Origin of the sequence: Herbaspirillum sp. AP02 (genome assembly GCF_015767275.1) — a bacterium.
Lineage (GTDB): Bacteria > Pseudomonadota > Gammaproteobacteria > Burkholderiales > Burkholderiaceae_D > Herbaspirillum.
The window spans coordinates 204,480-222,920 of sequence record NZ_JADWMY010000004.1 but is presented as its reverse complement, the minus strand read 5'-3'; the positions used below and the strand labels follow the sequence as shown (position 1 = coordinate 222,920).

At 62.5% G+C, this 18,441-nt stretch carries 19 protein-coding genes; 16 read left to right on the top strand and 3 right to left on the bottom strand.

The window, feature by feature from the left end; genetic code table 11:
• The first annotated feature begins 24 nt into the window (after positions 1-24).
• The 11 genes from I5R65_RS11265 to I5R65_RS11215 all read left to right on the top strand — a co-directional run bounded on the left by I5R65_RS11265 (position 25) and on the right by I5R65_RS11215 (position 11,060).
• Positions 25-507, top strand: a complete 483-nt coding sequence (locus tag I5R65_RS11265) for an MSMEG_0572/Sll0783 family nitrogen starvation response protein (protein ID WP_006463016.1) — start codon at positions 25-27, stop codon at positions 505-507.
• Between the two features lie 15 nt (positions 508-522).
• Positions 523-1,605: a Nit6803 family nitrilase gene (locus I5R65_RS11260; protein WP_006463017.1), complete on the top strand. Its 1,083-nt coding sequence runs from the start codon at positions 523-525 to the stop codon at positions 1,603-1,605.
• Entirely contained in the window at positions 1,562-2,644 is a 1,083-nt protein-coding gene (locus tag I5R65_RS11255; RefSeq protein ID WP_006463018.1) for an MSMEG_0568 family radical SAM protein, read from the top strand. Before I5R65_RS11260 ends, I5R65_RS11255 begins: the two co-directional genes overlap by 44 nt.
• 2 nt (positions 2,645-2,646) lie before the next feature.
• On the top strand, positions 2,647-3,219 hold the full coding sequence (locus I5R65_RS11250) for an MSMEG_0567/Sll0786 family nitrogen starvation N-acetyltransferase (protein WP_180669744.1): 573 nt from the start codon (positions 2,647-2,649) through the stop codon (positions 3,217-3,219).
• Entirely contained in the window at positions 3,216-4,229 is a 1,014-nt protein-coding gene (locus I5R65_RS11245) for a sll0787 family AIR synthase-like protein (RefSeq protein WP_180669743.1), read from the top strand. The genes I5R65_RS11250 and I5R65_RS11245 overlap by 4 nt, the downstream gene beginning before the upstream one ends.
• On the top strand, positions 4,229-5,449 hold the full coding sequence (locus I5R65_RS11240) for an MSMEG_0565 family glycosyltransferase (RefSeq protein WP_180669741.1): 1,221 nt from the start codon (positions 4,229-4,231) through the stop codon (positions 5,447-5,449). Before I5R65_RS11245 ends, I5R65_RS11240 begins: the two co-directional genes overlap by 1 nt.
• On the top strand, positions 5,442-5,729 hold the full coding sequence (locus I5R65_RS11235) for an MSMEG_0570 family nitrogen starvation response protein (protein WP_180669739.1): 288 nt from the start codon (positions 5,442-5,444) through the stop codon (positions 5,727-5,729). The genes I5R65_RS11240 and I5R65_RS11235 overlap by 8 nt, the downstream gene beginning before the upstream one ends.
• 39 nt (positions 5,730-5,768) lie before the next feature.
• Complete coding sequence (locus tag I5R65_RS11230) at positions 5,769-7,070, top strand: MSMEG_0569 family flavin-dependent oxidoreductase (RefSeq protein ID WP_180669737.1); 1,302 nt, start codon at positions 5,769-5,771, stop codon at positions 7,068-7,070.
• 17 nt (positions 7,071-7,087) lie between these two features.
• The gene (locus tag I5R65_RS11225) at positions 7,088-9,103 is read left to right on the top strand and encodes an AMP-binding protein (RefSeq protein ID WP_180669735.1); all 2,016 of its coding nucleotides are present in this window, start codon (positions 7,088-7,090) and stop codon (positions 9,101-9,103) included.
• 70 nt (positions 9,104-9,173) lie between these two features.
• The gene (locus I5R65_RS11220) at positions 9,174-10,115 is read left to right on the top strand and encodes a GlxA family transcriptional regulator (protein WP_180669733.1); all 942 of its coding nucleotides are present in this window, start codon (positions 9,174-9,176) and stop codon (positions 10,113-10,115) included.
• A gap of 453 nt (positions 10,116-10,568) precedes the next feature.
• On the top strand, positions 10,569-11,060 hold the full coding sequence (locus I5R65_RS11215; RefSeq protein ID WP_180669732.1) for a hypothetical protein: 492 nt from the start codon (positions 10,569-10,571) through the stop codon (positions 11,058-11,060).
• Between the two features lie 247 nt (positions 11,061-11,307).
• On the opposite strand, the gene I5R65_RS11210 is transcribed toward I5R65_RS11215, so the two are convergent.
• Positions 11,308-12,234 (bottom strand): LysR family transcriptional regulator, encoded by a 927-nt coding sequence (locus I5R65_RS11210; RefSeq protein WP_180669730.1) that lies wholly within the window; start codon positions 12,232-12,234, stop codon positions 11,308-11,310.
• A 116-nt stretch (positions 12,235-12,350) separates the two neighbouring features.
• Between I5R65_RS11210 and I5R65_RS11205 the strand changes: the two genes are divergently transcribed.
• Positions 12,351-13,517 (top strand): mandelate racemase/muconate lactonizing enzyme family protein, encoded by a 1,167-nt coding sequence (locus tag I5R65_RS11205; RefSeq protein ID WP_180669728.1) that lies wholly within the window; start codon positions 12,351-12,353, stop codon positions 13,515-13,517.
• Positions 13,518-13,741: 224 nt separating this feature from the next.
• On the opposite strand, the gene I5R65_RS11200 is transcribed toward I5R65_RS11205, so the two are convergent.
• Together I5R65_RS11200 and I5R65_RS11195 are read right to left on the bottom strand one after the other, a co-directional pair.
• Complete coding sequence (locus I5R65_RS11200; protein WP_006463062.1) at positions 13,742-14,374, bottom strand: helix-turn-helix domain-containing protein; 633 nt, start codon at positions 14,372-14,374, stop codon at positions 13,742-13,744.
• Positions 14,367-14,999, bottom strand: a complete 633-nt coding sequence (locus I5R65_RS11195; RefSeq protein ID WP_180669949.1) for a DJ-1/PfpI family protein — start codon at positions 14,997-14,999, stop codon at positions 14,367-14,369. The genes I5R65_RS11200 and I5R65_RS11195 overlap by 8 nt, the downstream gene beginning before the upstream one ends.
• Before the next feature lie 258 nt (positions 15,000-15,257).
• On the opposite strand from I5R65_RS11195, the gene I5R65_RS11190 reads away from it, so the two are divergent.
• From I5R65_RS11190 to I5R65_RS11175, 4 genes are read left to right on the top strand one after another with little or no spacing between them, the layout of a single operon-like run.
• Entirely contained in the window at positions 15,258-16,574 is a 1,317-nt protein-coding gene (locus tag I5R65_RS11190; RefSeq protein WP_180669726.1) for an MFS transporter, read from the top strand.
• A 13-nt stretch (positions 16,575-16,587) separates the two neighbouring features.
• Complete coding sequence (locus I5R65_RS11185; RefSeq protein WP_180669724.1) at positions 16,588-17,049, top strand: RidA family protein; 462 nt, start codon at positions 16,588-16,590, stop codon at positions 17,047-17,049.
• Positions 17,050-17,065: 16 nt separating this feature from the next.
• Positions 17,066-17,914 carry an MBL fold metallo-hydrolase gene (locus I5R65_RS11180; protein WP_180669722.1) on the top strand — a complete coding sequence of 283 codons (849 nt, stop codon included), beginning with the start codon at positions 17,066-17,068 and terminating at the stop codon, positions 17,912-17,914.
• Between the two features lie 23 nt (positions 17,915-17,937).
• Positions 17,938-18,396: a cupin domain-containing protein gene (locus I5R65_RS11175; RefSeq protein ID WP_180669720.1), complete on the top strand. Its 459-nt coding sequence runs from the start codon at positions 17,938-17,940 to the stop codon at positions 18,394-18,396.
• The last annotated feature ends 45 nt before the right edge of the window (positions 18,397-18,441 follow it).

Sequence of the window (18,441 nt, the reverse complement as noted above, 5' to 3'; positions counted from 1 at the left end):
ACAGCAATCAAGAGGAGTCTCACCATGCCCGCAGTCACCAAAGCAGCCCACGCCCCCGGCGATTTCCTGGTGGATTATGAAGAGAAGGTATTCGAAGACGTCAAAGCCCAGCCGGGTGAAAAAGCGCTGGTGACCTTCCATACCGTGGCCTTCGAAGGCTCGATCGGTTTCGTCAACCTGTTGCAGGCCACGCGTCTGAAGCGCAAGGGTTTCGAAACCTCCATCCTGCTGTACGGTCCGGGCGTGACGCTGGGCGTGCAGCGTGGCTTCCCCACCCTGGGCGATGAAGCCTTCCCCGGCCACCAGAACTTCAACAAGCAGATCGTCAAGTTCATGGAAGAGGGCGGCAAGGTCTATGCCTGCCGCTTCGCCCTGCAGGCCCTGTACGGTCACGGCGAACCCTCGCTGATCCCGGGCATCCGTCCGATCAACCCGCTGGATGTGCTGGACCTGGTGTTGCTGCATCGTCGCGACAACGCCTTCATCCTCGACACCTGGACCCTGTAAGCGGAAGGGCGGCCCATGAGCATCAACAAGAGAACGGTACGGGCGGCGGCGGTGCAGATCGCGCCCGACCTCGATAGTGCCGACGGCACCGTGGCCAAGGTCTGCCAGGCCATCGCCGACGCCGCTGCGCAAGGCGCGCAGCTGGTGGTGTTTCCGGAAACCTTCGTTCCCTACTATCCGTACTTTTCGTTCGTGCGGCCGCCCTTTGCGTCCGGGCCCGAGCACCTGCTGCTCTACGAGCGCGCCGTCGAGGTGCCGGGTCCGGTCACCCAGGCCGTGTCGGCTGCGGCACGCCAGCATGGCACGGTGGTCGTGCTGGGTGTCAATGAACGCGACCACGGCACGCTCTACAACACGCAACTGGTGTTCGATGCCGATGGCGAGCTGGTGTTGAAGCGCCGCAAGATCACGCCGACCTACCACGAGCGCATGATCTGGGGCCAGGGCGACGCCAGCGGCCTGAAGGTCGTGCCCACCGCCGTCGGGCGCCTGGGTGCGCTGGCCTGCTGGGAACACTACAACCCGCTGGCACGCTACAGCCTGATGGCGCAGCACGAGGAAATCCACTGCGCGCAATTCCCCGGCTCCATGGTCGGCCAGATCTTTGCCGACCAGATGGAGGTCACCATCCGCCATCACGCCCTGGAAGCGGGCTGCTTCGTCATCAATGCCACCGGCTGGCTGACCGATGAACAGATCGCCGCCATCGAACCCGATCCCAAGGCGCAGAAGGCGCTGCGCGGCGGCTGCTGTACCGCCATCGTCTCGCCGGAGGGCAAGCTGCTGGCCGAGCCCCTGCGCAGCGGCGAAGGCATCCTGGTGGCCGACCTCGACATGGAACTGGTCACCAAGCGCAAGCGCATGATGGATTCGGTGGGTCACTATGCGCGCCCGGAACTGCTGCACCTGGTGATCGACGATCGCCGTACTTCCCCCATGTCTTCCCTGTTCCCGGCGGAACAGTCTTCTCCTGTCATCCCATCTTCCGCGAGGCCCCATCATGCAGACAGCCGTCATCCAGTTGCATCCCCAGCGTTCGAGCCGCAAGGCGCCCATGGAGCTGATCTCGGAGCTGCAATCCTTAGGGCTGCGTCTTGACGATCCCACTGCCGGCGCGCAAAGCCGGCGCGGCGGGGCAGGGCCGTCGGACCACAAGGCGGTGACGGTCGACGGCCATACCGTGATGATCCCGGTGCATACGGCCGGTTCCTGGTCGTCGCCCTATGTGGCCACGCAACCGGGCGCGGATGGCGCCTCGCGCATCCTGCGCGATGGCGTCGAGGTGGGGGTGGTGTCCTTCCCACGCCAGCCGCGCTTCTACAAGATGCAGACCTTCGATGGCATCCCCTACGGCAAGATCGCCACGCTGCACGGCGCCGACGTGCTGGCCACCACCATCCTGCAGAGCTGCATCCGCTATGAAAGCCGGCGCAAATCCTGCCAGTTCTGCGCCATCGGCCAGTCGCTGGCGGCCGGCCGCACCATCCTGCGCAAGACCCCCGAGCAACTGGGCGAGGTGGCGCGGGCCGCGGTGCTGCTGGATGGCGTCAAGCACATGGTGATGACCACCGGCACGCCCAACGCCACCGACCGTGGCGCGCAGATCCTGTGCGAGAGCGCCTTCGGCGTGAAGTCGGCGGTGAACCTGCCGATCCAGGGGCAGTGCGAGCCGCCCGACGACGATGCCTGGTTCCGCCGCATGCACGACGCCGGCATCGATACCCTGGGCATGCACCTGGAAGCGGTCACCCCCGAGGTACGCAAGCGCATCATGCCGGGCAAGGCCAGCGTGCCGGTGGAGCGCTACATGGACGCGTTCGCGGCTGCGGTCGAAGTCTTCGGTCGCGGCCAGGTCAGCACCTACATCCTGGCCGGGCTGGGCGACAGCGACGAGGCCATCCTCGGCATGAGCGAGCGCCTGATCGCGCTGGGTGTCTATCCCTTCGTGGTGCCCTTCGTGCCGATCTCCGGCACCCCACTGGAAGACCATCCCTCGCCCGACGCCGCTGCCATGCGGCGCCTGTTGAGCCCGCTGGCCGGCATGCTGGAAGCGGCCGGCATGCGCTCCGGTGACGCCAAGGCCGGCTGCGGCAAGTGCGGCGCCTGCTCCTCCCTGTCTTCGTTCGAAAGGAAGTGATCATGAGCGATGTGGTCGAGAAAGCGCTTGCCCCCGTCACTGCGCCGGCGCCGTCGGCCCCGGTAGTGCGCATCAAGCTGGCGCTGGACAAGTGGGAGCGCGAGCAGGCGCGCCAGTTGCGACGCGAAGTGTTCTGCGCCGAGCAGGGCGTGTTCCAGGACGACGATACCGACGCCATCGACGCCATCGCCATGCCCATCGTGGCCGTGATGGAGGCGCCCGATGGCAGCCGCAGCGTGGTCGGTACCGTGCGCATCCATGAATCCGCACCCGGCGTGTGGCACGGCTCGCGCCTGGCGGTGGCGCAGCATGCGCGGCGCATCGGCTCGGTCGGCAGCGGCCTGATCCGGCTGGCCGTCTGCACCGCCCATGCCCATGGCTGCCATACCTTCCTGGCCCAGGTGCAGAGCCAGAACGCGCCGTTGTTCCGACGCCTGCACTGGCAGACCCTGGCCGAGATCGAGGTACACGGCCTGCCGCATCACCAGATGCAGGCCGACCTGGCCTTCTATCCGCCCATCAGCGATGGCGAGCAGGGCTTCCTGACCGGCCAGCGCGAGGAGCGCGCAGCATGAATGCGCGAGACAGCGCGCCCACGCTGGCGCAGATCGTGACGACCTTGCGCGCGGCCCGTGGTATCGCACACAAGCGCGATATCGATGCAGTGGTCCAGGTGCTGGACCCGGCGCCAGCGGTGCGGCATCAGGGCCATACCCTGGCGGTGGGCGACGACTGTGCCGCCATTCCTGATGGCGATGGCTACCTGCTGTTTGCCATCGAAGGTTTCATCAACGAATTCGTCGAACAGCAACCGTGGTTTGCCGGCTATTGCGGCGTGATGGTCAACGTCAGCGACATCTATGCCATGGGCGGGCGCCCGGTGGCGGTGGTCGATGCCCTGTGGAGCCGCGACGGCGATGCCGCGCGGCCGGTGCTGGAAGGGCTGGCCGAGGGCGCGCGCGTGTATGGCGTGCCGCTGGTGGGTGGGCATAGCAACCGCCGCAACGACCGCGAGCAGTTGTCGGTGTCCATCATCGGTCGCGCCCGGCGCCTGCTGACCAGCTTCGACGCCCGCAGCGGTGATCATCTGGTGGCCGTGATCGATCTGCGCGGCCGCTTCCAGGAGCCGTATGCCTACTGGAACGCCAGCTCCGGCGCGCCCGCCGAACGGCTGCGCGCCGATCTGGAATTGCTGCCGGCCATTGCCGAGGACGGACTGGCCAGTGCCGCCAAGGACATCAGCATGGCCGGCGTGATCGGTACCGCGCTGATGCTGCTGGAGTGCTCCGGCAAGGGCGCGCTGATCGACCTGGAGGCCATTCCCTGCCCACCGGGTGTGGATTTCCAGCGCTGGCTGACGGCTTTTCCCAGTTATGGATTTTTGCTCAGCGTGTCGGCGCCGGACCTGGAACAGGTGCTGGGCCGCTTCGCCGCCCGAGGCCTGGCGGCCGCGTCCATCGGCCGCATCGATGACAGCCGCACACTGCGCCTGTCCATGCAGGGCCAGACCGAGACCTTCTGGGACCTGGCCGAAGAAGCCCTGATCGGCTGCGGCCCGGTGCGTGCCGGGCAGGGTGGTGTGTGATGACGCGACCAGTCTCGGCCCTGATGCGGCCCCTGCGGATCGCCATGCTGACCCACTCGGTCAATCCCCGGGGGGGCGTGGTGCATGCCCTGCAACTGGCCGAGAGCCTGCAGGCCCTGGGGCAGGAGACCACGCTGTTTGCACCCGATGCCCGTGGACGCGGTCTGTTCCGCGAAGCTGCCTGTGGTTTTCATCCCGTGCCGGGGACGGTGCACTGCGCCGACGTGGTGGACATGGTGCGCCAGCGCATCGACGACTATCTGCGTTGCTTTGAACAGCCCGGCATGGACCGCTTCGATCTCTACCACGCCCAGGATTCGATCAGCGCCAACGCCCTGGCCACGCTGGTTGCCCGTGGCGTGATCCCGGGCTTTGTGCGCACCGTGCATCACCTGGACCAGTTCGACGACCTGCGGCTGCACGCCTGGCAGGAGCGCGGCTATCGCGCCGCTGACCGGTTGCTGTGCGTGAGCCGCACCTGGCAGGACATCCTGGCCCGCGAGCATGGGGTGCGGGCCGAACTGGTCTCCAACGGCGTCGATCTGCAGCGCTACACCGCCACACTTGCCGCGCAGGCAGTCCAGCGCGACCAACTGCTGCGCCAGGAACTGGGACTGGATGGCGCACCGGTGCTCCTGGCGGTGGGCGGGGTGGAGCCACGCAAGAACACCTTGGGCATCCTGCGCGCCTTCCTGCGGTTGCGGCGCGTCTATCCGCAGGCGCAACTGGTGATTGCCGGTGGCGCCAGCGTGCTGGACCACGCCGACTACCAGCGCAGTTTCCAGGATGAACTACAGGCTGCCGATCTGCCGCCGGGCGCGCTGCGCATACTCGGCCAGGTGCCGGACGCCGACATGCCGGCCCTGTTTCGCTGTGCCGATGCGCTGGTGTTTCCCTCGCTCAAGGAAGGCTTCGGCCTGGTGGTGCTGGAGGCCATGGCCAGCGGCGTGCCGGCAGTGGTCTCGCGCATCGCCCCCTTTACCGAATATCTGGACGGCGGTTGCTGCGCCTGGGTCGATCCCCATGACCCGGCCTCGATTGCCGCCGGCATTGCGCATGCGCTTGATCCGGCCGGCCGCGCCTCCATGGTGGCGGCCGGCCAGGCGATCTGCGCGCGATTTTCCTGGTCGCGCTCGGCGCGGCGCCATGTTGAGCTTTACCACGATTACCTGGGCCAGCGCGCCCCATCTGCAACACCCCAAGAGGAACACCATGCCTGAAATGCACTTTCGCGTCCGCTGGCCGGACGACACCGTCAGCGACTGCTATTCGCCCTCGCTGGTGGTCAAGGAACACCTGCAAGCCGGTAGCCATTATCGGCTGGCCGATTTCGTCGAACGAAGTGCCACCGCGCTCAACATCGGCAGCGAGCGGGTGCGCGAGAAATACGGCTTCGCCTGCTCATCGGCCATGGACCAGCTGCGCCGCATCGAGGAGACCGCCGCCCGTTTCGAGGGCCAGGCCGACGCCGAGGTGGTGGTCGAAGCCTTCCTGCCCTGATCTGCTCATCCAACCCGACAACATCCCACGAGGAACATCATGTCCATTGCAAGCCAAGGCGCAGTGCGCCATCACAGTGTCATCATCATCGGCGGCGGCCAGGCCGGGCTGTCCATCAGTTGGTACCTCAAGCAAGCCGGGGTCGATCATCTGGTCCTGGAAAAGCACCAGGTCGGCCATGCCTGGCGCAACGAGCGCTGGGATACCTTCTGCCTGGTCACGCCCAACTGGCAATGCAACCTGCCGGGCTACCCGTATCGCGGCAAGGACCCCTTCGGCTTCATGAAGAAGGATGAGATTGTCGAGTACCTGGATGGCTTCGTCGCCAGCTTCCAGCCGCCGGTGCGTGAGGGCGTGAGCGTGAACAAACTGTGGCGCGAGGACGGACTGTGGCGCATCACCGCCAGCGATGGCGCCTATTCGGCCGACCAGGTGGTGGTGGCAGTGGGCGGCTATCACATCCCGGTGGTGCCGCGTGCGGCCGAGCGCCTGCCGGCCGATATCGTGCAGATCCACTCCAGCCAGTATCTCAATCCGCAATCGCTGCCGGAGGGCGAGGTGTTGGTGGTGGGCACCGGCCAGTCCGGTTGCCAGATCGCCGAAGACCTGCACCTGGCCGGCCGTCGCGTGCACCTGGGCGTGGGTGACGCGCCCCGCGTGGCGCGTACCTACCGGGGCAAGGATGTGGTCGAGTGGCTGGACAAGATGAAGTATTACGACCTGCCGGTGGACAAGCATCCGCTGGGCACGGGCGTACGCGAAAAAACCAACCATTACGTCACCGGCCGCGATGGCGGGCGCGATATCGACCTACGCAAGTTCGCCCTGGAAGGCATGCAGCTCTATGGCAAGTTCGAGAGCCTGGAGGGCGAGGTGGCGCACTTCGGCGGCGGCGTGAAGGGGTATCTGGACGAGGCCGATGCCGTCTCCGAAAGCATCAAGGACAGCATCGACCGCTTCATCGACGCCAACGGCATCGAGGCTCCCACCGAAGCCCGCTATGTGCCGGTCTGGCAGCCGCCTTCGGATACGGCGCGGGCGCTGGACCTGCGCGCCTCGGGCATTTCGGCGGTGGTCTGGTGCATCGGCTTCCGTACCGATTTCAGCTGGATCAACGAACCCATCTTCGACGGCCGTGGCTATCCCGGTCACGAGCGTGGCGTGACGGCCGCCCCCGGTCTGTACTTCCTCGGCCTGCCGTGGCAATACACCTGGGGATCAGGTCGCTTCTCGGGCATCGACCGCGATGCGCGCTACCTGTTCGACCACATCAGCGCCTTGCGTGCCGGGGCGACGTCGTCCACTGAATCGACACCATCGGCGCTGTCACAGGCCGCCTGAGCCCGAGGGAGTTTCCCATGCCGCAGCAAGCCGTACTTTCGCCCGTGGACGCCGCCAGTTCCGCCTATGGCCGCCTGATGCAACGCTCGCAGCAGGACCCCGAGGGTTTCTGGCGCGAGCAGGCCGGCCGCATCAGCTGGCAGCGCGATTTCGATCAGGTTCTCGATGACAGCCGGGCGCCGTTTGCACGCTGGTTCGTCGGCGGGCTGACCAATCTCTGCCATAACGCCGTGGACCGCCATCTGGAAGCGCGGGCAGAGCAGGCGGCCCTGATCTGCATTTCAAACGAGATGCAGGGCGAGCCGAAGGCGCAACAGGACGGCGGCCACGAGCGGGTATTGAGCTATCGGCAGTTGCATCGCGAGGTCAATGCGATGGCCGCCATCCTGCTGGAACGCGGGGTGCGGCGCGGCGACCGGGTGCTGGTGTATCTGCCCATGGTGGCCGAGGCCGCCATCGCCATGCTGGCCTGCGCCCGGATCGGTGCGGTGCACGCGGTAGTGTTCGGCAGCTTCGCCCCGGCCAGTCTGGCGAGCCGCATCGTCGATGCGCGGCCGGCACTGGTGGTGTGCGCCGATGCCGGTTTCCAGAATGGCGTGGCGGTGGGCTACAAGGCCTGGGTCGATCAGGCCCTGGAGATCGCCGGTCATGCCTGCCCGGTGCTGGTGGTGGATCGCGGTGTACTGCCCTGGACGCGGGTGATCGGGCGCGACCATGACTACGCGGTGCTGCGCGAGCGCCATCTGCAGGCCGAAGTGCCCTGTGTCTGGCTGGAATCGAACGAACCCAGCTATCTGCTCTACACCTCCGGCACCACGGGCCAGCCCAAGGGCGTGCAGCGCGATACCGGTGGCCACGCGGTGGCGCTGGCGACCTCGATGGACCTGTTGTTCCAGGCGCAGCCCGGGCAGACCCTGTTCACCACCTCCGACCTGGGATGGGTGGTCGGTCATAGCTATGGGCTGTATGGCCCCTTGCTGCTGGGCATGCGCAGCGTGCTCTACGAAGGCTCGCCGTTGCGGCCCGATGCCAGCGCCTGGTGGCGGCTGGTGGAGCGGCATGGCGTGGATCTGATGCTGTCCTCGGCGACGGCGATGCGGCTGCTCAAGCGGGGTGGACGCCGCGCCTTTCGCAGCGCCGACCTGTCGTCCTTGCGCTGCCTGTTCCTGGCCGGCGAACCGCTGGACGAACCGACGGCCGACTGGCTGGAAGAGGCGCTGGGCAAGCCCGTCATCGATCACTACTGGCAGACGGAGACCGGCTCGCCCATGATCGGCCTGCCGCTGACCGACCTCGACGGCCGCACCCCGTTAAGACGGCAGCGGGGTTCGCCGGGACTGCCGGCGGCTGGCTACCGCCTGGCCGTGCTGGAGGGGCAGGGCGGCCAGCCCTGCGCCCCCGGTGACAAGGGGCTGCTGGTGGCCAGCGGCGTCTTGCCGCCCGGTTGCCTGACTACGCTGTGGCAGCGTGATGAACAATTCCTGAGCACCTATTGGCGGCGCGAGCAGGGCCAGTGGCGCTATGCCACCTTCGACGTGGCGGTGGCCGGGCCGGATGGTCATCTGCGCGTACTGGGCCGGGCCGATGACGTCATCAACGTGGCCGGCAAACGCCTGGGCACGCGCGAGGTGGAGGAAGTCCTGCTGGCCGACGATGCCGTGGCCGAGGTGGCCGTGATCGGCATGCCGCATCGCCTACGCGGGCAGGTGCCGATGGCGGTGGTGGTGCCGCGCGCCGGTATCCAATACCTGCCCAGCCTGCTGGAACACCGGCTGGGTGAAGCCGTGGTATCGGCCATCGGTGCCTGGGCGCGGCCGCGTCGCATCGTGCTGGTGGAGAGCTTGCCGCGCACGCGCTCGGGCAAGGTCCTGCGCCAGCTCATGCGCGAGATGGTCAATGGCGAACTGGAGGACGCTGCCTGCCCGCCGGAACTGGCTGGCCTGCGCATGCTGCTGGCCGGCGCGCCGCAGCTGCAGCCCGAAGCCGATCCACATCCGTCTCCTTTGCCGGAGGCCATGCCGCTCCCGGCCTGAGCGCTTGCGCGAACAGAGGCGGCCGGCTATGGTGCTGGCTTGCACATCATGGTAACGGGAAGGGTTCAGCATGCATCACATCGGTTACTTGCTTACCGACGGCTTCCAGATCATGGGACTGGCCACGCAGTCCGTCTTCGAATACGCCAACAAGGTGGCCGGCGAGGACTTCTATGTGTTGCGCAATTTCTCCGTGGCCGGTGGCGGTGTGCGCTCCTCGCTGGGCATGGCCATCGACACGGTCCCGGCGGCGCAGGCCGATCATATCGACAGCTGGATGGTCTGCGGCGTGGGCAATCCCCTGGAATCGCCCTCCAGCCAGGAGGAGCGCAGTTTCCTGCAGACCACCGGCCAGCGCGCCCGACGTATCGCGGCCATCTGCACGGGCGGTTTCGTGCTGGCCGAATCGGGCCTGCTGGCCAGTCGGCGTGCCACCACACACTGGTTCTACGCGCGCGACATGCAGGCGCGTTTCCCGGACATCCAGGTCGAGGATGACCGCATCTATATCGTCGACGGCCCCATCTGGACCTCGGCCGGGATGACCGCCGGACTGGACATGGCCTTGGCCATGGTGGGCAAGGACCTGGGCGAGGAGGTGGCACGCGGTGTGGCGCACAACCTGGTGATGCATCAGCATCGCAGCGGCGGCCAGACCCAGCACTCGGAAATGCTTGCCCTGGCCCCCAAGACCGACCGCATCCAGAATGCGCTCAACTACGCCCGCAAGAACCTGATGCGACCGCTCACGGTGGAAGAGCTGGCCGAGGAGGCCAATCTCAGTCCGCGCCAGTTCAGCCGCGTCTTCACCGCCGAGACCGGGTTGTCGCCGTCCAAGGCGGTCGAAGGCCTGCGGCTGGAAGCGGCGCGCCTGATGATCGAGCAGAGCCGTCACCCGCTGGAAGTGATCGCCCGTGAAACGGGTTTCCGCGACCGTCGCCATATGCGCGAGGTCTTCATGCGCGGCTATGGCGTGCCGCCGCAATCGATGCGGCGCGAGGTGCGGGCCTGAATATCAGTTGCCCGATGGCCTGCACCCGCATCGCCGATTTTCCATTGCCGGTTCCGCAATCAAAAAAAGCCGGCAGGCGTGGTATCGCTTTGCGAGACCTGCCGCACCAAGATCAGCAAAAATCGCACCGATCCCGGAGAGCGCCGGGCGGCGTTAATCATACGAAGGTGTTAAGACGCCGTGGCCGCCAGCGCTGTCTTGCACGCATGCACATTGACCGCAGGGACGGGCCAGGAGGGGTTTCCCATACCATGGTGCTACATCGCGCCGCAGGACGGGACGCCATAATGTGCAGCGGCAATTCGGCGTTCCGAAATGGAGCCGGATCAGACCAGAACCTGAACTTCGGGTAAAGGGGAGGACGGGGCGTTCACGGCGATGCCATCCTGCAGATCAGCGCGAGGAGCATGGCGTGAAACAGAAGAACAACATGCATCTTCCGAACGGAGCAATATGGACCTCCATACCACAGCAGCATGGGTGGCAGCGATTTCCATCATCATGGTCATGATCAAGCTGGCCGGCCTCTGGCGCGTGCGTCGGCGCATCGCTGCCAGGCTCGGTCGGTCATCCGGCTCCTGCCTGGGGAACAAGATCTTCCTGCACAACCTGACGCGGCGCCCGCTGTCGGTCATCGGCTGGCGTATCTATGTGGTCGAGGGATTGCTGCACCAGCAGGAGGTCAAGGAAGTCACCTGTTTCGATGGTCGCGCCGGCGGCATCGTGATCGAGCCGCGTTGCTCGCACATCCTGTTCTTTTCCGACGAGGGATTGTTCAACCGCAGCGCCGACCTGCGCGAAGGTCAACGGCTGTATATCGGCATCGAGACCGCGGATGGTCGGGTGTCTACCTGCTGTCTGTATCCCGGCAATCATCCCTGGCCGGCCTTGCAGGCCCTGCTGACCGTGGGGCGGGGCCGGCAGAAGCGGCTTGCGCGGGAGTGAGGGGGTGTGATGGTGTGAGGGTCTGAGGGTGCAGGCTGCGCCGGAGGACGGCAGGCGATCGCTGTCAGAGGTGTCAAGGCCGTCCTGCTTCGCTTGCCTCAACGGGGGCCAGGCGAGCGATGTGCATGGGACAAGTCTGCTTTTACATGATCAGCACGATCTTGCGCACGTTCATGCCATCCTTGTCGAACTGCGGCAGCCAGCGTTCCTTGAGGCAGCTTGGCCAGGCCGGTCGGAATGTCCAGTCTCAGACCGCCGATATGGGTAGATTCGATGCTTTGCGCTTCTTGAATTTATCTGCCAAAAAGTCAATGAATGCTCTCGCACGTGCACTCTGATTTTTCTTATTCAAATAGTAGACGTAGAGGTCGGCCGAGGGTGGATTGAATTCGGGCAGTACGACCTGAAGACGGCCGCTCTCAAGGTACTTGGCAAGGTCCCATTCCGAGCGAATGAGGATGCCATGGCCATCTAGAGCCCATCCGAGGACGATATCGCCGTCATTGCTTGCCATGGCACCTTTCACCTTCATGACTTCATTGTGCTGGTCGTGCATGAACCGCCAGATGCCGTACGCATCGTCATTTTGCTTGTGGATGATGCATCGGTGGTGCACCAGGTCCGCGAGTGTCCTGGGTTCACCATGACGTTCCAGGTAGAGTGGGGAGGCGCATAGAAAGCGGCGATTACTCATCAGTCGACGGGCATTCAGGCGCTTGTCCGGCAATTCCCCAAACCGGATCGCCATATCGATTCGGCCTTCAATCAGGTCGACAGGCCGGTCAGTCAGCTCGACGTCGACTTCTACGTGAGGATGTCGCTGCGCGAATTCGGAGGCCAACGGCGCGATAGTGGTCCGTCCAAATCCCAGGGTCGCGTTGATGACCAGCTGGCCTCGCAATTCGCTACTGCTACGGGTGACCGCTTCCTTCATCTCGTGCAACTGGTCCAGAATCCGCGTTGCGTGCGCCAGATAGGTCTCGCCCTCCTGGGTCAGGCTGGCGCTGCGTGTGGTTCTGTTCAGTAGCCGGACTCCAAGGCGCTCTTCGATGACCGTCAGGCGCTTGGTGGCCGCCGGGGGCGTGATGTCGAGCGCCCTGGCCGCCGCGGAAAGGCTTCCATGGCGCGCCACAAGGACAATGAACTGCAAATCTGATGAGAAGTCGTTTTTCACCGTAAGTTAATAATCAACTCATTTATGGTGAAGTATAGGTCAGCAATCTGGCAATAATCTAGGGGCTCCCAAGAAAAGACCATGTCGCCAATTCGGGCGATGTTGAGGAGAGCCCAATGAAAATCGTCGAAATCCGTGAAGTAACCAAACCTATCAGTTCCCCTATTCGCAACGCCTACATTGACTTCAGCAAGATGACCTTGAGCCTGGTGGCTGTCATCACTGACGTCATCCGTGACGGCAAGCCGGTCATCGGCTACGGCTTCAACTCCAACGGCCGCTATGGCCAAGGCAAGCTGATGCGCGAACGTTTCATCCCCCGCATCATGGAAGCGGACCCAGCCTCGCTGGTCAACGACAAGGGTGACAACCTGGACCCGCACAAGATCTGGGCGACCATGTTCACCAACGAAAAGCCCGGCGGTCACGGCGAGCGTTCGGTCGCCATCGGCACCATCGATATGGCCGTGTGGGACGCCGTCGCAAAAATCGAAGGCAAGCCGCTGTTCCAGCTGCTGGCTGACCGCTACGGTGATGGCAAGCCGGACCGTAAAATCTTCGTCTACGCCGCCGGCGGTTACTACTACCCGAATCAGAACCACGACAAGCTCAAGGATGAGATGCGCAGCTACATCGACCGTGGCTACACCGTGGTCAAGAAGAAGATCGGCGGTGCTTCGCTGGATGAAGACCTGCGTCGTATCGACTCCATCCTGAGCGTTCTGCAAGATGGTCAGAAGCTGGCGGTCGATGCCAACGGCCGTTTCGACCTGGATACCGCCGTGCAGTATGCCAAGGCGCTGTCCCAGTACGACCTGTTCTGGTACGAAGAACCGGGTGATCCGCTGGACTTCGAGCTGCAAGCCACCCTGCGCAACTACTACAAGAACCCGATGGCGACGGGCGAAGACCTGTTCTCGATGCAGGATGCGCGCAACCTCATTCGCTACGGCGGCATGCGTCCGGACCGCGACTATCTGCAATTCGACTGTGCGCTGAGCTACGGCCTGGTCGAGTACCTGCGCACGCTGAACATGCTCAAGGAACACGGTTGGTCGGCAAAGCGCTGCATTCCGCACGGTGGCCATCAGATGTCTCTGAACATCGCAGCCGGCCTGGGCCTGGGCGGTAACGAGTCGTACCCGGACCTGTTCCAGCCATATGGTGGTTTCCCTGATGGCGTGAAGGTCGACAACGGCTACATCACCATGCCAGACCTGCCTGGTATCGGCTTCGAAGGCAAAGCCGACCTCATCGTGGAAATGCAAAAGCTGTCTGCATAAGCGGATGCGAAGCTGCCATGCGGCCCTACGGCCCTACGGCCCTACGGCGGCATGGCCTCCCATGCGAAGGGTCGCTTTCAAACGAAAGCTCCGTAACGATGGCGGATTCAATTCGGAGTACGGTCACCGCCTTCAGCAGGCAATGGAAGGTGGGTCAAATGGAGGGAGGCAGATCTTCGAGTCAACCAACAATCGCTCCTCTTCGCAGGAGCGATTTTTTTGTTCTACGGGATGATCTTGCTTTGTGAGCGATAGATGACGACCAGTGCACGTGCCTCGCCGTTCAGGCTGCGCCCACGGTGAGGAATGCGTGAATCGAAGTAGATGCTGTCGCCAGGGGAGAGGAGCCAGGTTTTATTGCGGCTATCGATGGTGGCTTCGAATTCGACTTCTCCTTCCAGAATGAACATGAATTCTTCACCTTCGTGTTCAAAGCGGATATCGCGGTCCACCTTGGATGGAAACACCATGATGAAGGGTTCCATCTGCTTGTGGTGTCGCTTGTGGGCCAGGGCGGTGTAATCGTAGCCAAATGAGCTGCCACCTTTGATGACGGACTCCCGCTGCCAGGAGCGGACCACGCAAAGTGCGTCGCTTTGATCGTCAACCTCTTCTGGTTCCAACAGATCAGCCACGTCCGTCTCCAGGACCTGGGCAATTTTGATCAGCGTACCAATGGGAGGGATGACCTTGGAGTTCTCTATTTTGGAGAGATATCCCTTTGTGAAGCCGGTGGCCGCTGCCAACTGATCCTGTGTGAACCCCCTGGCCGCGCGCAGTTTTGAAATGCGCTTGCCGAGCTGCAGCTCGATGGCCGTGGGGCTTTCTTCTTTGACTGGATATTCTTCGCTATTCATTTGCCGCATTGTTGATAACGGGGGCCGCAGCCAAATTGGCCGCACGCGCATGGGTGTACTCCATGATGCGGGCGGTCTGGTCCGCTACGTCACTTCCCAAGTATTTTTCCAGCAAGTAGAGGGTGGCGTCGATGCATCGTGATACTCCGCCGCCCGTAATGATACTGCCATTATCCGTTAGCAAGGCTGCCTTGACGTCAATCCCGGGATACTGCGATCTCATGATCTCCAATGGGACCTGTTCACCGGTTGCGACCTCGACCTTCGTTGTTGCGACCTGACCTTCCAGCAAGCCGGCAGCGGCCAGGATCATGGCGCCGGTGCAAACGGATGCCACCGTGGCGCGTCCGGCCATCTTGCGCAAGAACGTCAGCGTAGCCTGGTCTGCGCAGCATTTCTCCCATCCAGGGCCGCCCGTCACGACAAGAATGTTGATGGAAGGCAAGTCATCAAATCCGTAGTCGGCGATCACCGTCAATCCATTGGAAAGCCGAACCGGCCCGGCCGTTGCCGCTACGGTCCAGAAGCTGATCTCAGGTGCGATGCGACGCGCCATCGACAGTACGCCGATGGTGGCCAGGTCGATTGGCTCGACTCCTTCATAAATAAACACGCCAAATTTCATGACTTCCTCCTCGTGATGGATGCGGTACGTGGTAATTATATGAAACTTTTGCATTAAATGTTTCATGGCATGAAATATGCAGAGCTTGACTTTAGTCGGCCTGAATCGCATATTTATGCATGATATTGAGGATTTATTGAGTTTCATGCTTGTGCGGGACGTTCCAAAATGGTGAGGCAAGTTTCCTGTTGTGACCATTTTGGATGGGCGGCGGTTTCCCGGAAGTTCAACGAACATCGTTTTCGAAAGGACATCAGCATGACAACCAGTTACGACCTGCACGCCCGTGCGAACAACGTAGGCAGTCAGCGCAGCCTGCGTTCCGTGGTTTTCGCCAGCACCATCGGCACCATCATCGAGTGGTATGACTTTCTTATTTACGGTATGGCCGCCGCACTCGTGTTCAACAAACTGTTTTTCCCAAGCATCGATCCTTTGCTGGGGACCCTGGCTGCATTAGGAAGTTATGCAGTCGGATTTTTGGCCAGGCCATTAGGTGGCGCGATCTTTGGATATTTCGGCGATCGCCTGGGACGAAAATCCATCCTGATGCTGACGCTGGTCATGATGGGATTGGGCACCTTTCTGATCGGTGTGTTGCCGACCTACGCCCAGATTGGCATTTGGGCGCCCATATTGCTGATTTCTTTGCGCTTCATTCAAGGCATTGGCCTGGGAGGGGAGTGGGGAGGCGCCTCGGTCATGGTGTTGGAGCACGCGCCAAAAGAGCATCGAGGGCTTTATGGCAGCCTGGTGCAAGTCGGCTTCCCTATCGGTCTGGTCGTGGCAACACTGGTGTTCGGCGCAATCGCCAAAATGCCGGAGGCCGACATCCTGGCCTGGGGGTGGCGGGTTCCCTTCCTGATCAGCGCGGTGTTGATCCTGTTGGGCATGTTCATCCGCAGTAACGTAAGCGAGTCGCCTGTGTTTGAGGAGATGAAAGCGCGTCGGGAGATTGTGAGCAATCCCGTGAAGGAGGCCATCTTCAAGCATCCCAGGAGCTTTCTGGTCGCTGTCGGCTTGAAGATATCGGAAGTCTCCTGGGTCTACATGTTGACGGTCTTTGTGGTGGTCTACGCGACAGGAACGCTGAAGCTACCCAAGTCGATGATCCTGGATGCCATCCTCGTGGCGGCGGCGGTCGAGCTCGTCACCATTCCTCTGTTTGGATTTCTGTCAGATCGAATTGGCCGCCGTCCGCTGTATTTCATTGGCGCGATCTTTACCCTGGCCTTCGCATTTCCTCTGTTCTGGCTATTGGAAATGAGGACGCCCGAGATTGTCATGCTCACCATTGTTGTTGCGATGAGTCTGGGGCATGGCCTGATGTTTGCCCCCGAATCGACCTATTTCCCGGAGCTGTTCGGGGCCAATGTGCGCTACAGCGGCGCATCGTTTGGATTCCAGGTGGCGGCAGCCCTGGGTGGTGGCTTTGCACCGGTGCTGGCAACGGCATTGGCCGGCTATATGGGCGGAACGGCCGGCGTGTCGGTGATGCTCATGGTGCTGGCGCTGATTACCTTGGTCGCGGCGATATTTGCGCGTGAGACCAAGAACGAAGTACTTCTTAAATAAGGAAAGGACAGACATGTTGGAGAACAGGCTCGCGGAGATGGATTTGGTACTACCGGAATTGGGTGCGGCGGCAGGAAGCTTTGTCGGCTACAAGAAGAGCGGGAATCTACTCTTCGTCTCTGGTCAACTGCCACTGAAGGATGGGCGCCCCACGTTGGTCGGCCGGCTGGGTGAGGACGTGAGCGTGGAACAGGGTTACGAGGCCGCACAACAATGCGCACTCAATGTGCTGGCGCAGATCAAGGCCGCGCTCGATGGCCGCTGGGACCGCGTTGCACAGGTGGTCCGCCTTGGTGGCTTCGTGCGTTGTACTCCCGACTTCGCTGATGCACCCAAGGTCGTCAACGGCGCATCTGACCTGTTCGTACGCTTGTTCGGCGCCACTGGCGCCCATGCCAGAGCTGCGGTCGGCGTCAGTTCGCTGCCTATGAATGTCGCGGTAGAGATCGAAGCGGTTATTGAAATTATTGCTTGAATCAAAGAGGAAAATTATGAATGCAGCAGCCAAGCTGAAGTATTACGGTTGGTCCAGTATTGCCCTGGAGACGTCGCACGGAGCGCTGTTCTTTGATCCTTTCTATCGTCCCTATTGCGGCGCCGAGTGGTTCCATCTCGACGATTTCATGCATGCCAAGTACATCTGCGTGACGCATGGCCACGAAGAGCATTTTCTGGACGTGCCGGAAGTGGCAAAGGCAACGGGCGCCTGCGTGATCGGCGCGCCGTCGCTTACCCGCTTCATGCAGCGGCGTCACAAATTTACGCCCGCGCAGCTGCGTGCCATCGAGCCGGCTTCCTTCGATAGCGTCTCCGTGCCGGGATTCAAGATTACGGCGCTGCCTTGGCAACATCGCGACATCAATTTGTACAAGGCGCTGACCAAGGCGGTCTTCAAGGGAAACACCACGCAACTGGCCTGGGCATGGAGTAGTGCCACGAATGCCCCGTTCTATTCTCCCTACACCGGATTTCATGTCGAGCTGCCAGACGGCACCACGATCCTGAATTACAACGAAGGCTTCAACAGCAAGATGACGGATGCTGAAATTGAAGCACTGGGCCGTCGCTTCAAGACCGACATCCTGCTGGCCGGCATGCAGCTTGATTTCATTCAGGATGTGGTCCGCGGTGTGGCTGCGCTCAAGCCGCAGGTGGTGGTCTTGTATCCACCTCATGAGAAGTTCCACGAAATGATGGAGGTGAGCTCCCGGCCCTGGAGTGAATTCGCTGACGCGGTAAGAAGTCGCTTCCCGCACATTCGCGTCCACGTGGCCGAGCCGGGGTTTGAACTGGAAGTGCCCCAGAACCTGGTGACCTCGGTTCTGGATCAAGCTGCTTAATGTCGTCGAGAGGAGATGAAAAAATGGGTGCAATGGACAAGAGCTTTGAAGATCGCCTGAGTGGTGAGCTGCAACCGACTCCCGGTGGTTCGGTATATATGAAACCCGAGGAAATGGACTGGAAGCCCTCGCAATTTGAGGGCATCGAGATCAAAGTGCTCTACGAGAACAAGGAAATTGGCGAGATGACTTGCCTGCTGCGATGGCAGCCGGGTACCACCTTGCCGTTTCACAAGCATCCCGAGATTGAGCAAAGTTACGTCATCGAAGGCTCATTCTCGGACCATGATGGCATTTGCCGCGCAGGCGAATTCGTCTGGCGCAAGCCTGGTTCCTTGCATGAAACGCATAGCGCGGAAGGCTGCACTATTCTGGCGATCTATCGGAAACCCAATATCTTCCGCAATAGTGCCGGGTTCGATGCTGCCGCGAAACAACGTATTGCAACGGACCACGCACCGCGTACGCATCAGGTGCGATGACGCAATGCCGGCGGTGAAGCGCGCCGGCAATACCACTGACTCTCC